Annotated in this window: 10 protein-coding genes; 1 reads left to right on the forward strand and 9 read right to left on the reverse strand. The window is 34.5% G+C overall.

Annotated elements, in window-relative coordinates:
• Window positions 1-11: 11 nt before the first annotated feature.
• The 4 genes from K4L44_16180 to K4L44_16195 all read right to left on the reverse strand — a co-directional run bounded on the left by K4L44_16180 (window position 12) and on the right by K4L44_16195 (window position 5,053).
• Entirely contained in the window at window positions 12-407 is a 396-nt protein-coding gene (locus K4L44_16180; protein QZE14045.1) for a DUF3859 domain-containing protein, read from the reverse strand.
• 241 nt (window positions 408-648) lie between these two features.
• On the reverse strand, window positions 649-1,647 hold the full coding sequence (locus K4L44_16185; GenBank protein ID QZE14046.1) for a 2-hydroxyacid dehydrogenase: 999 nt from the start codon (window positions 1,645-1,647) through the stop codon (window positions 649-651).
• 87 nt (window positions 1,648-1,734) lie between these two features.
• The gene (gene dnaG / locus K4L44_16190) at window positions 1,735-3,678 is read right to left on the reverse strand and encodes a DNA primase (protein ID QZE14047.1); all 1,944 of its coding nucleotides are present in this window, start codon (window positions 3,676-3,678) and stop codon (window positions 1,735-1,737) included.
• 76 nt (window positions 3,679-3,754) lie between these two features.
• Complete coding sequence (locus K4L44_16195) at window positions 3,755-5,053, reverse strand: hypothetical protein (protein QZE14048.1); 1,299 nt, start codon at window positions 5,051-5,053, stop codon at window positions 3,755-3,757.
• A 144-nt stretch (window positions 5,054-5,197) separates the two neighbouring features.
• Between K4L44_16195 and K4L44_16200 the strand changes: the two genes are divergently transcribed.
• Window positions 5,198-5,803 carry a riboflavin synthase gene (locus tag K4L44_16200; protein ID QZE14049.1) on the forward strand — a complete coding sequence of 202 codons (606 nt, stop codon included), beginning with the start codon at window positions 5,198-5,200 and terminating at the stop codon, window positions 5,801-5,803.
• Window positions 5,804-5,840: 37 nt separating this feature from the next.
• On the opposite strand, the gene K4L44_16205 is transcribed toward K4L44_16200, so the two are convergent.
• From K4L44_16205 to K4L44_16225, 5 genes are all read right to left on the reverse strand, one after another.
• Window positions 5,841-6,272: a DUF3192 domain-containing protein gene (locus K4L44_16205; protein ID QZE14050.1), complete on the reverse strand. Its 432-nt coding sequence runs from the start codon at window positions 6,270-6,272 to the stop codon at window positions 5,841-5,843.
• A gap of 275 nt (window positions 6,273-6,547) precedes the next feature.
• Window positions 6,548-7,360 carry a hypothetical protein gene (locus K4L44_16210; GenBank protein ID QZE14051.1) on the reverse strand — a complete coding sequence of 271 codons (813 nt, stop codon included), beginning with the start codon at window positions 7,358-7,360 and terminating at the stop codon, window positions 6,548-6,550.
• Window positions 7,361-7,659: 299 nt separating this feature from the next.
• Window positions 7,660-10,191, reverse strand: a complete 2,532-nt coding sequence (locus K4L44_16215; protein ID QZE14052.1) for a right-handed parallel beta-helix repeat-containing protein — start codon at window positions 10,189-10,191, stop codon at window positions 7,660-7,662.
• Window positions 10,192-10,283: 92 nt separating this feature from the next.
• Entirely contained in the window at window positions 10,284-11,906 is a 1,623-nt protein-coding gene (locus K4L44_16220; protein ID QZE14053.1) for a sulfatase, read from the reverse strand.
• 383 nt (window positions 11,907-12,289) lie between these two features.
• The gene (locus K4L44_16225) at window positions 12,290-14,671 is read right to left on the reverse strand and encodes a TonB-dependent receptor (GenBank protein QZE14054.1); all 2,382 of its coding nucleotides are present in this window, start codon (window positions 14,669-14,671) and stop codon (window positions 12,290-12,292) included.
• Window positions 14,672-14,745 lie beyond the last annotated feature (74 nt).

Genomic DNA, 14,745 nt, shown 5'->3' on the forward strand with positions numbered 1-14,745 from the left:
TTATTGGTATTTTATATGTGTTTGGATATAATTTTCAGTTCTTTATGTGCGACCAATTCTCCATCGATATAAGTAAAAAGTTTCCAAGTTCCTAGTTTGTCTTTTAGTGGTTCCCATATTGAATCACCTAGAAAGAACTGGTAATTGTTTGATCGTATAAAATACTCTCCAGTAAATGGTGCTGCAACTTTGCCGTCTTCTCCTCTAAAAGGAGGGTGATCAATTCTGAATGAGAGTCTCTTCCCTTTGGCTTTTTTTATTATTAATACATACCCAAACTCTGTTCCGATATCAGATTTGATGATATTTGTTATGTCTAATAGCTTAGGTAATGTTTTGCTATTTCTATCCCATTGGGTATATTCTCCATAGCTGTACATCTCAACCTCTAATTTTTTCTTTGCCATGTTTATAAGAAATGTTCTCTAATTGTTAATTTATATTTGTGTGTGTTTAATAAAATCACAATTCCAATAGACAACGACTTTAGTCTTAAAGATATTGGATAGTATTTAAATAATAATTTTAATCAAACGAAATAGGAATAATATAATTCATTTTTATAATTGTTATACTTTTTTAGTTAAAATTATAAAAAAAGCTACCTTGATAAGGTAGCTTTTAAAATTTATTATAATAAATTTTCTTCTATATTTTCACTTCATTCTTCAGTTCTTTTCCTTCACAGAAATCTTTGATGTTGTTTAATGTTGTGTTTGCGATATTCATGAAGGCTTCTTTTGTGAAGAATGCTTGATGAGAGGTCACGATTACATTATTAAAAGTAAGTAATCTTGCAAGAACATCATCCTCGAGGACTTGGTCAGAAAGGTCTTCGAAAAAGAACTCATTTTCCTCTTCATAGACATCTAATCCTGCTGCAGACACTTTTCCCGCTTTAAGTCCTTCAATAAGATCTGTTGTTTTAATAAGTTTACCTCTACCTGTGTTAATAATCATTACTCCCTCTTTCATCATATCAATAGCATCTTTATCAATGAGCCACTTCGTTTCTCTTGTTAAAGGACAGTTAAGAGATATAACATCCGATTTTTGAAAAAGTGTATCTAGATCGGTATATTGATAGCCTAAGCTTTCAGCGAGTTTGTTGTCTGGAAAAGGATCATACGCGAGTACATCCATCTCAAATCCTTTTAGTATTTTGATTAGTGATTTTCCAATTTTACCTGTTCCAATGACGCCTGCTGTTTTTCCATTTAGATTATATCCCATTAATCCGTTAAGGGAAAAGTTTGCATCTCGTGTACGGAAATAAGCTCTGTGGATTTTTCTATTCAAAGAAAGCATTAGTGCAACGGTATGTTCCGCAATGGCGCTTGGAGAATATGCAGGAACACGTACTACTTTAATTTTGTCTTTTGCTGCTTTGATATCTACATTGTTGAATCCTGCACAACGAAGTGCAATTAGTTTGACTCCATAACTATGAAGCTTGTTAATTACCTTTTCATTCAGTATATCGTTTACAAAAATTACAACTACATCCGCATCCTGAGCCAATAAGATATTATCTTCTGTTAAATGGTAGAAAACAAATCGAACATCAAACCCCATCTTCTCAGCAAGAGGCTTATATATCTCCTTATCATAGGGTTTAGTGTCAAAGAATGTTATCTTGGGTCTCATATTTTGAACAATTAGAGTGGATTAAATAAAACTTAAACAATCAAGTTAAACGAATGTTTAACATCTTAATTTAAGCTCTAACTAATGTTACCCATTAATTGTTCTTTGTCCAAGAGAGGCTGACAGTTCTTTTTCAATCATCTTAAGATTCTGGATCTCTTGTTGTAGCTCCAGAATCTTTTCAAAATCTGTTTGATTATTGATCATTGCTAACCCTTTTATTTTTTCTTTGATCATCACCCTTACTCTACTTAATTTATAGTTTTCAACCACTTTAGGGATCAGAGTAAAAAGAATATCTTCGGTATGTTCGATATAGTTTCCCTGTTGAACCCACATCTTGCTTTCAACATATTTGTTTGTTAATAATTTGCTCGCAAACTTGCTTACATGAATATCTGGATGGTGAATGAAATATCTATTGGGTTCAAAATTAAATTCATTTAGGTGTGCCTTGTACTCGTCAAGAATCTTTTGATAAAGAGGGTTTATTGAGGATAATTGGTCTGCATCTAGTTCATTAAATATATAGTTGGCAACTTTTAATGTTCTTTTTCGATTTGTTCCCTCTATATTCTCATCCATAAGATCCATGGGACCATAGCGAAGAAGGAATCTTAGGATCTCCTGCTCCTCGAGATCAAAAGGGTTTACCTCTTGAGATAGGTTCATAGCCTCTAAATGAGAAGGGATAGGATTATTTCTACTCTTCTTATGAAGTTGTTCTGCATGTTTCTCCTGAAACTTTCGTAGTTCTAAATAGAGGTTCTCTTCTCTGATTTGCATGAGTCTACTACACTCTCGCATATATTTCATTCTTAGGTGAAGATATGGAATAATGGAAATTAAACGAACAATCTCTGAGATTGCTGTAGCTCGTGATATTGGATCATTTTGCGTCTGATTGAGTCGTGCAATAGAGGCATATTCTATGAAATCCTTTTCATTTCTCTGAACGTAGTCCTTAAATTGACTATTGGAACGAGCAAAAGAGTCTGGATCTTCCCCTTCAGGAAGAGGAACCACTTTAACGAACATTCCTTCTTGAAGAATTAACTCTACCCCTCTAATAGCTGCCCCGATCCCAGCACTGTCTCCATCATAAATAATGGTTACCGTATCCGTAAATCTTCGAAGTAGCCTTACTTGGTCCATCGTCAATGATGTTCCCGCAGAAGCAACTACGTTGTGTACTCCTGCCATATGCATGGATATGACGTCTGTATATCCTTCGACTATATAACAGTTTTGTTGATTTATAATCTCTTTCTTTGCTTGATATAAACCATATAGAACATGACTCTTATGGTAGATCTCTGTTTCAGGGGAGTTAATATATTTGGCAATCTTCTTCTCCTTATTTTCAGCCATTGTACGACCACCAAAACCAATTGTTTTACCTGAAATGTTAAAGATAGGAAAGATAACCCTTGACTCGAATCGATCTCGTATCCAATTGTCTCTTCTGATGGTGACACCAATCTGTTCTAAGTCTTCGATTGTGGCACCTTCCACTTGTGCTTGTTTTGTCATCTCCCCATGTGCCTTAGGGCAGTAGCCTAGCTGAAATGAGTTAATCGCTTCTATATCTATCCCTCTATGGGTTAGATAATTTAAGGCGATGCTCTTTCCTTCGTCAGTATCTGTTAGTTGATTACGAAAATAGTTTTTACACCATTCTGCTAGTTGAATTAGTTTTTGTGGTTGTGAGAGGTTGTTTTCTTCTTTGTCATGCCAATCATCAGGAAGAGATATTTGATATTTATCTATAACAAGTTGAAGTGTTTGTTCAAAACTTAGTGTTTCATGCTCCATAATAAACTGTAGAATATTACCTGCACGGTTACATTCAACACACCTGTAAATACCCGGATTGTTATAAACCATCAGTGTCGGAACAGAACCGTTATGAAATGGACATATCCCTACCATATGATCTCCTTTAGGTTTCAGGGTAAGGTAATTAGAGATAATTTGATCAATTGGAGGAAGTGATTGTATAATCTTATCAATTATTTTCTGCTCTATCATGAATACATTCATAAAGTTAGATAACAGTGCAAATATAGGAAAAGAAAATGATCCATGAATATAGTATTCTTAGAGCTTATTTTCCGATATTTTTTAATTCACTCCAAATCAGTTCTTCTGGTAAGTTTACCAATCTACTAAATTCTGTCACATAAACACCTTTAACAATAGCATCAGGGATAATAGATACTATTTGAATAATTTTATTAAATATGGCAGTGTTATCCATCCCTAGAGACTCTTTTATTGGATAAAGTGTCTCTACTAAAAAGTGGAGCCAATCTTTCGAATTGGTAATATGGTCTTCGATAATGGAAGTTCTTTGGTCTTTAAGGTAATGTGTTAGGTTTTCACTTTGAGTATCCACAATCTTTACATTGACTCCTTCGTGAATTAAGATAGAAATTCTATTGTAACATTCAAGTACAGAGCTCATACTTTTATCACTCCAAAGAGTTATACTGTTCGTGAATCGAGTAATCTGTTTAATCTGTTTATTTGATAATGTCCCTTGAGGGATGAATACGGAATTCTGTTGTTGGTTTGAAAACAGGTAAAGCATTTCCAAAGGATGGCTTATAATATGACAGCACTTCTTCTTTAGGCTATCTCCTTTGGCTTGGAAAAGCCCTAGTATCTCTTTTTCAGATTGAAATGAAGGATTGTCTGAAAGTATTTTAAAACCCTCTTGACTATCCATATTGTTTAAGTTTATACTACAAAAACCAGAGACCCTTCCTGCAATAGAGTGAATTGGAAATATCAATTCATTACGAAAAAAATCATCCATTTCATTTTCTCCTTCAGATACCAAAGAGGTTGAGACAATAATCTCCTTCTTAAATCCTTTTGAGGTAAGTGTTTTATAAAGATTGTCTCCTTTAGAAATAGATAGTCCGATGTGATAATTCTCGATCATATCTTCTGTGATATTCCATTTTTGTAGAAAAGGGATAAATCCTGGATGGTTGTTCGAGGTTTTCAGATTTTTCAAAAGAGAGTTGTAATACCCTTGTGTCCAAGTTAAGATAACCTGTCTAGCTTCTCTCTCCTTTCTTCTTAATGCTGCTTCTGGAGACTCCTCTTCTTCTTCGTATTCGATGTGATATCTTTTTGCTAATACCCTGATCGCATCAAAGAAATTAATTCTTTGAAACTTCATTACAAAGCCTATAGAATCTCCTGCTTCACCACAACCAAAACACTTAAATATTCCTTTGGCAGGAGATACTGTAAAAGAGGGCGTTTTTTCATTATGAAAAGGACAAAGTCCTAAAAGGTTGACTCCTCTTTTTCGGAGATCTACCTCTTCACCTACTACCTCTTCTATTTTGGCAGTATCGATAACCTTGTCTATTGTCGATTGATCTATCATTGCAAGAAGTGTTAACTTTAATACAAAATAACAAAAGATATTGTCAACAAAAAACTTAGCTGTTGTATCTTTTGGTGTGAAGCGTATACAGTCGTGAAAAAATCGTACTTTTGGATTAATAAATAGTAATTTAAAGCATAGCTTATGTTTTCAGGTATTGTAGAGGGGATGGGAACGGTTGTTTCTATCGAACAAGAAAAAGAAAATTATCACTTCACTCTGGCGTGTAACTTTGTTGATGAGTTGAAGATTGATCAAAGTATTGCCCACAATGGTGTATGTATGACAGTTGTTTCTCTTACAGATACCACTTATACTGTAACGGCAATTAAGGAGACATTAGAGAAGACAAATCTTCGTACATGGGAAGTTGGTTCGAAAGTGAATCTAGAAAGAAGCATGCCAATGAATGGCCGATTAGATGGACATATTGTTCAGGGCCACGTAGATCAAACTGCTACCTGTATGAAGATTGAAGAGGTAGATGGTAGCTGGTACTTTACTTTCCATTATGCGTTTGATAAGGAGATGGCACAAAAAGGGTATATGACAGTCGAAAAAGGTTCTGTTACAGTAAACGGAACTAGCCTAACGGTCGTAAATTCGAAGGATGATTCATTCCAAGTAGCAATTATCCCTTATACCCACGAACATACAAACTTTCATACCTTCAAGGAAGGGTCTGTGATTAATATTGAATTTGATATTATAGGTAAGTATCTAAGTAAGATGATGACCTATCAATCATAAATAAAAAGAGAGTGAATCACTTCACTCTCTTTTTATTTTATTTCTTTTTTTCTGTGTTGGGTTCTCCTCTATAATCTTCAGGTGTTATATCTTTCACATCACAATAGTCTAGATATGATTTCCATCCAATTCCAATTACAGAGTTGTCTTCCAATACCACAGGGGTCAACTCATTCATATTGATCTTTCCATCTGCAGATATTTTATCTGTGTAAAACCATAGGGTGGTAACTACACTTCCATTCTTAAGTGTGTTAATTGTTTTGTAATAAGGGTTATTATATAACTGACCAAACTCTGTTGTGGTCTTTGTTATTCCTTTTGTCAAAGCCAATACTTCATCTTGGCTCATGCCAGCTTCCACTTTGATTAGATTCATCTTATTTTTAGTGCGCAGTTTTCCTGTTGTTGAACAAGAAGAAGCTATTATTAGAATAATAAAAGATGTTAGTAAATGGATATTTCTCATTTTCTGTCGTTTTGTGACCTATATCATTTTCGATAGTGGTCTTTTTTGTACTCTACAGTTTCTCTCTATGTTGTATTAGTCACTGTATAATATCTCGTAATGCAAAGATATACAACTCTATATAAATAAAACGTATTGCAAACTAAAATGTTTTTTATGAAAATAAAAAATCGTTTTATTATAGCATATATAAGTCCTAGAGTCAAATACTATGTTAAATAATATTTATAAAAAAAACTCTCAGATCCAATTACTGAGAGCTTCATGATACGTTATTATTTTATTTCTAGATTCGTTTCTCCAATATTATTGCCATCTGTAAAGATATGTACAATATACTTACCTTTCGAAAGAGGTGGCTTGTTTGTATTATCCCAATAGATAGAAACAGGAAGAGCTTCTCCTTCATAATTGATGGTTCTTACTGCACTATATTGGATATTTGAATCTTCAAATTTAAAAGTGTTGTCTTCGTTCTCCAATAGAAGATTTTCAAAAGGATCCATGATACGAATATAGATCTGTTTCTCACCTCTTTTAGCTGCCACATTCTTAGAAAGAGTAAAAGTCACTTTTAACTTTTCGATCTTACGTGCTTTATGATTTTCTTTTCCTTTTTTGTTGATACCAACAGCTTGGATGTTTAGAGCTTCTAAAGCAGCTGCGATTGAAATTTTTTCTTTTAACTCTTCGTTTGTTTTAGAGAGTTTTTGATTCTTCTGACTGACAGAAGCAATCTTCTTTTTTACTTGATTATTCTCAGCAAGAAGTGCAGCGTTCTTTTTATTTAAAGAATCAATTTGAACAATGTAGTTACGCATTATCTTCCGAAGAGTTGTAACCTCTTTACGATATCTTGATATTTGTTTGTAGCTTGTTTTCTTAACCTGCTCTACTTCAGTTAATAATTGCCTTACTTGTTCTGAAGCCATTTCTAGGTTATGAGTCAAGGTATCATTTTCTACAGTTAAAGAGTCATATCCTAAAGCCATTTGCTGGAGTTCTATTGTAATAGAGTCTTTCTCTTGCCCCATCTCATTTAAGATCTCATTATGTTGGCTTTTTTCTACGAAAAATAAAACTATCATAATTGCCAATACTATTGAAAGTATAATGACAAGGATATTTTTTTTCTTCTCAGTATTGTTCATATTGTCTTTTAGCATGGTGTTCACTTCTTTGATATGTGATAACGTGTATACAAAAATAGAAAGAAAAACTACCCATGCAAATGCTTCTGACTCATATCTAAAGAGCAATCTGATGATATACTAGATACATTTATTCTCTTTTTTTTGAATATAAATACCATAATTATCCGTAGAATAAGAAAGAGGATGCCTAATTATGGACATCCTCTTTCTACTTATAACTTATTGATTAAATGTTATCTTAGAAATTCAACTGTAATCTCTTCTTGTCCTCTAAGAATTAATGCAATACATCTTTTTTTAGAATCAATTCTATTAAATATTTTTAGTAATTTTTTCGTGTTTGAGACCTTATTTTTATCTATTGCTAGAATTACATCATCTATCTCAAACCCCCATTTTTTTAATTTACTATCCTTTTTAAATTTTTGTATAATAACACCTGAGATCTCTTTTGAACCATATGCAGTTTGTTCTGATGGAGTGCTTAGGTTCTTAAGTTGTGCTCCGTTAAAGCGAAGCGTTTTGTCTGCCTTTCTCACATTATTAAAGAAACTAGATGGGAGTGCTATTTTAGGTTCTGGAGCTAATTTCTTAAGTCTTTCAACTGTTACACCAAATCCATTCATTGGAAAGTTCATATATCCTAAAAGAATTGCTGGAGAATCACTTTTTACAGTAAAGTCACCATTTAAAGGATCAACAAAATCAGCATTGCCAATTAAACTATGCTCATCTTGACAGGTCCATTCCTGAATAGAACTTGCTGGTACCGCCTCTTTGTATGTTGGATTGTGAAAAAGAGTCTTATCTAGTCGTCCTGCCCACTTGGTAGGATATGTTGCTACATAGCTTTTACCAATAATAATGTTTGAACGAAATTGATCATATGTAGGAGCTGGATATGGGACATTACATGTATAATAGTTAAATATGATATTGTTATATACATTTCGATGATATCCTTCTCTAGTTTTCATTCCACCTTTAAGACAAAGGTTATTGTATATCTCGTAGTTGGTGGAGCCATCATCTAGATCGACATCCCAGCCATTATCACACATCCAAAAGTTGTTACGCATTACAATTGTTTGATATGCGTCCCAAACTGATACATCGTGCCACCTATCGTTCATTGCTTTTATACGATGTGTTCCATCTTTTAGTTTTTGGTATGAACCATTTGGGCTTGCTGAATGCCAAAAACGATCACGTCCCCAAGAATTATATGCTCCGTGATCGCCAGTCTCTAGTACCGTTTCAAAGCATTTATTCCACTCGATCAAGTGACCTCCCCAACAACCATCACATACATTGATTGCTGCACGTGGAACATGGTATATGGTGTTGTGTCTGATAGTAATACGTGAACTCATCGCAATATTTACTCCAGAAGTTTGTTTTTCAACCCTACCACATTGAGTCATCAAACATTGTTCTACGATACAATCTGCAGGATAATCAATGCTTTTAGGCCCGGGAATAGTATCCACTTTGTCAAATTCGATACGTTGTTGACCATAGCTGAAAAGAGGATCTCTGACAGCTTGAGGAGAACCAACAAAATTGATGTCGGTGGCACCATTATGATGGAAGTAGCATTCTGATATTTTTACTCTTCTGTTGTAACCATCCACAAATATTGCATTACCTCCTAATTGCATAAATGTACAATTTCGAACTGTAATATTTTCAGCTCCTGTGATGTAAAATGCTCCTCCACGATAGATGGTCCAATCAGAACGAACCAGAGGCTCCTTATTTTCCATAAATGTTCGCTTTGTCCCAGTAAACGTTATACCATCGAAAACGATATTAGAAACAGCATTCTTAAAATGGCGCATCTCTGCATGGTAAACTACTCCGTTGCCTCCATGAAAGTCTGCATTCACCTTTTTTTCATAAAAGTCACCAGTAATTTCGACTAAAGATTTTGTCTGCTGAACCACCTCTACCGTCATATCATCAATAGACGTTTTGGGATCAGGAATATAATAGATCGTTCCATCTTTTTGATCGTAAAACCATTCATTTGGAGCATCTAGTTCTTCATATATATTTTCAATCATCCGAAATGATTTATGAACGACGTTGATAGTATTTACTCTATTATTCTGCCAACCGCCAATAAATTCAAGTTCACCATTTGGTTTTTTGCCTGTTACTTCATAATGAATATCACCCCATTTTGCTTTGTGCATGGCATGCATATAAGCCCCCGTTGGATTCTTCCAATTTCTACTTTTAGAGATATCCCAAGCATCTGATGCTCCTCCATTGAAAGGTTCGGTATGTTTCTCTTTGCCATTTGTTTTACCTACATCAGAAACTTTATAATTGGGATAACGTGCCATTCGTTGCATCTTCCCATTGACAATTAATTGATCTATTGTATACTTGAGGTCAACCTTTGCCTTATAGATATTGTTTTTATATTTTTCCCATTTGAGGTTCAATGTCTGTGCTGAAGTAATGGTCACTTTATCTCCATCAACAGCTTTAATAAATACAGGTACTTCAGGTGTCCCACTATCATCACTTCCTATTTTGATAGGTTTCTCGAGTCTATATACTCCTTCATGAATCCAGATATAAGATCCTTTAGAAGGATACTTCTTACTCTCTCGAAGAATATCAATCGCTTTTTGAATAGAACGTACAGGATGTTTTAGGGTCCCATTATGACTGTCATTACCTTTTAATGACACATGAATATCTTTGGCAAATGTAGTTGTAACGACGATGCATAACAAAGTAGAAATTAGCATACACTGCCTTGTAAATAATTTCAACATATTAATTTGATTGGGTTTAATTAATTTAACTTGTGAGATTTATTAACGGAATTATCATTTAAAGGTCAATCATTCCAATGATCCTTTATAGATTTTTCAATAAGAGGGTATCTTTTATCCTTCTCATTTAGATCTGTTCTTAACTTCACTAACCGTTGTTTTAATTCGATAATGATATCGCTGTATGCTGGATTTTTATAGCGATTATCCATTTCGCATGGATCTTCTTTGAGGTCATAAAATTCCCATGCAACAGGAGTATTCATCTGGGCTAAGCTCTCTTTCTTCGATCGTGATCCCCTTTTTTGTGATTTATAATTTTGTCCATAGAATAGAATCAACTTATATCGTTTAGTTCTTATCCCAAAATGGGCAGGGTTACAATGATTGTGTGCCATATGCATCCAATAACGATAGTAAGTTTCTTGTTGCCATCCTTCTGGCTCTTCTCCTGTTTCAAGGATATATTTAAAACTGTGTCCTTGCATCTTCGAAGGGACACTACCTCCTGCTAGCTCAATGATTGTTGGAGCAAAATCAGTATTGTTAATGATTGCTTGAGTTTTGGTGTTTGGTTTGATCATTTTTGGATAACGCACTAAAAATGGCATTCTCATAGACTCTTCGTAAATCCATCTTTTATCTATATAATCATGCTCACCTAAATTAAATCCTTGATCTCCAGTATAGATGATGATCGTTTTTTCCATTAAATCATGTTTTTCTAGATAATCAAAGATTCTCTTTACATTATCATCTACTCCTTTCACGCAACGTAGATATCGTTTCAAATACTCCTGATATGCTTCATGTTTGTATTCTATATCAGATAAGGATTTATCGATATCCATGTGTTGTCCCATATTTCGAACAATATTTCGACGTCCAACACTTGATCCTATGATGTCTATTAAAGAGTCGTTGATCCCTCGTGTAGCGATTGAACCGTGGTTTGCTTGATAGTACATACTTGCAGGTTCAGGAATGACGGTGTTTTCTAGATAGTTGTTATATTTGGGGTTAAACTCAAACATGTCATGAGGTGCCTTAAAATGGTGCATCAGAAAAAAAGGTTTATTCGGATCTCTTTTATTTTCCAACCACTCTAATGAGATATTAGTAACAATATCAGAAGAGTGTCCATTGTATTGATGCCCTCTTATAGAATCGACTTTGTGTCTATTCTTCTTGATTTGTGTTTTTTTGTAGTTGTTCTTTTCATAAAGAACAGGATCGAAGTAACTTCCTTGGTTATAGAATACATTGTAGTAATCAAAGGCTTCTGGTGCTTGATGAAGATGCCATTTGCCGACCACTGCAGTTTCGTAGCCTAGTTGATGCATTTCTTGAGCCAAATATTGTCTTTTAATAGGTAATTTTCCTGCTAAATCGAGGACCCCATTGGTTTGACTGTATTGACCTGTCATAATACATGCTCGAGATGGAGTACAGATAGAGTTCGTACAAAATGCATTCTTGAACAATATGCCTTCTTTTGCTAATCTATCTATCGTTGGTGTTGGGTTCAAAGGTGCAAGCCTGCTCTGATACGCCCCAATAGCTTGGCTTGTATGGTCATCCGACATGATAAATAGAATATTCGGACGCTGCTTCTTTTTTTTACAGAATGCTCCGAAAGAGAGGAGCAAAAGAGCGATAAGAATAGTCGACTTCTTTCTTGTATTCATCCTACACGTTATATTGGTTTGCGCAACGCAATATAGGTGTAGATTCGCTGTTATTTTGTTGTTTTTATTACAAAATGTAACACATTTCCTTAATTGTCAGGTTTATAATGATTTTTGTAATTAAAGTGTCAATAAGAGTTTTGGATGAGAGTAGATATTTCTCTAAGTTGAGTTTTATATGCCTTATATTTAGATATCTTGTAGATTTGGGATAGCAGTGTGTATCTTGTCCAAAGAGTATATATAGGACCTGATTCATAGGATTGAGTGATGGACTAAATATAAGAAGAGAGTATAATAATAAGAAGGAACGTTTAAATAAGACCTAAATGTTATTTATAAAAATAAAAAGAATGCCTCAGCGAGACATTCTTTTTTTAAGCTTATAATAGGTTTCCTATCTTAAGGGTGATAAAAGCAGTTCGTGGAAGTGCAGGACCATAAATGTATCCAGGGTCTCTTTCTGCACCTTTGTCAAAGTCTGACTGGTATTCGTTGAAAATATTCTTAACGCCAGCATCTAAGATGACACTAACCCCTTTAGGCAACATCCACTTCTTTGAAACTTTTGCTCCGATATCGTAGAAGTCGTTACTTTTATTTACTATAGTTAAGTAGTTCCCATCTTTGTCTTTATCGTTTAATGGTCCAGAATAAGGAACTAACATTGATCCAGTATAGTTCCCATTTAGAGCAAAAGTCCATCTTCTGTCAGGGCTATAAGTGATTGTCGCATACCCATATTTCTTTGGTGTTCTAAAATATTCTTTGTATCCCTCAATACTGTTTTCACCTGGATCGTTAAAATAACTTTGTTGAATAGTATAGCCTGACTGGAATGTGAATTTACGACCAAATGAAGCGTTCAATTCAAGGTTTAATCCTTTTACAACACTACCACCAATTGCATTCTTTCTAGTATTTGTCACTACTTTGTTTTCATCAGGTTTTCCATATTCAAAAACAAAAGTGTCATTTAATTTAGTATAAAACCCTTCTATTAAAAGTTGTAGACTATTATGTTCCCCAATGTCAGGAGTAATGCTATAAGATCCTGTATAACTAACAGAAGACTCTTTCTTTAAGTTTGGATCGTTGTTATGAATCACTTTTCTTGATCCAGAAACCTCAATATGAAGGTCTTCATTGAAAACCTGAGGAGCTCTATATCCTGTAGATACACTACCTCTTAGTTGTGACCATTTGGTGATATCATATTTCAAAGATAGTCTAGGTGAAAATGCATTTCCTGAAGGTACCTTTGATCCTTCATTGCTTTTATCTTGGATATCATAGTGGTCAAACCTTGCCCCCAAACTGATGGTTGTTCTGGTTGTCTTCATCTCAAGTTGAGCAAAAGTTCCTAGTATATTAAGAGTTTGATCTGTAATATCAGTACTAATAGGGTTATTAAGATCTGTCTTATCGATTTTGTTATCGTCTAATTTGTCTCCGTTGTCCTCTACACCAACTGTTGCATCTACATCAAAGTAGCTTAGATTAAACTTTTGGTTGTATTGTAGGCCAACATTATATACAAGATCAGTGGTTTTACCGAATGCTGTTCTGTCTTGATTAGCACCATAGTAAGAGTCTCTATCAATATGTTGCATTGATGCATACACGTTTAGAACACCATCATTTTCTGTGAATTTTTTCCATTCTGTAGTTACGGTGTTAATCTTGTGTTTTACACTCTCTGCGATATTTGCTTTATAGACTGGAAGATCTAGTTGGTCTCCACCTCTTCTATCTTCATCAATATGGAAATAGTCAAAAGTCAACTTACTTCTAAGTCCTGTTTTATGGAATCCTCTAAATCCAATTGTCTTATTTTCCATCTCAGCAAGTTCAGAGTATCCATCCCCATTGGCATCATACGCATCTTTATTGCGATAGAACCCAAAAATAGATATTCCTGTCTTGTTGTTCTTAGAAACGACCGAAGTATTAAAGTTTACATTATAGTCTTTTGCTGGTGAGCCATCCAGTCCTACACCCATATTTTGGTACGAAGAAGAGAATTGGAAAGTATTATTTATTGGATCTTTTGTAATCATGTTAATGGTACCTGCTATAGCGCTTGAACCATATAATGCTGAACCACCACCTCTTACTACCTCTACTCTTTCAATCATATTTGCAGGGATCAATTCTAATCCATAGACACTTGCCAATCCGCTAAAAATGGCGCGTCCATTGATTAATATTTGAGAATATGCACCCTCCATACCATTCATTCGAACTTGAGTGAAACCACAATTTTGGCAATCGGTCTCCATACGTACACCTGGTGTGTAGTTCAGTCCTTCACTTAAAGTGACTGCACTTGTTTGAGTAAATAGCTTTGGGCTGATTGTATTGACAATCACTGCAGCCTCTTTTCTATTTGTCTCGTTCCTATTCGCAGTGACTACCACCTGATCTAAACCAATATTATCCTCTTCTAACTCAAAGTCTAGGGATAAATTCTTTCCCTCTTTAACATTCACCTCTTTGGTGATTGGTTTGTATCCAATTGCTTTACATATAATGGTTTGTTTACCAAGAGGTAAATTAAAAAGCTCGTAATGTCCTTCAATATTTGAAGCAGCCCCTAAAGTAGTACCAGATAAAATAATATTAACAAATGGAATCGCTTCATTATTGCTTTTAACAGTACCTTTAATCGAAGTCGCTGGTGTTTTTTTGTTACTTGCTAGACCACTCGTGATGATAAGTCCCATGATCAAAGTGACAGATATAATCTTTTTAAGAAGTTTCATGTATAAGTTTTTTCCTCTGATTTGCAAATGGTTAAGACGTTCTTCTCCTGTTAAATAGAGAGAGTGTCCTACTT

It is taken from the genome of Prolixibacteraceae bacterium (assembly GCA_019720755.1).
Taxonomy (GTDB): Bacteria; Bacteroidota; Bacteroidia; order Bacteroidales; family Prolixibacteraceae; genus Halosquirtibacter; species Halosquirtibacter laminarini.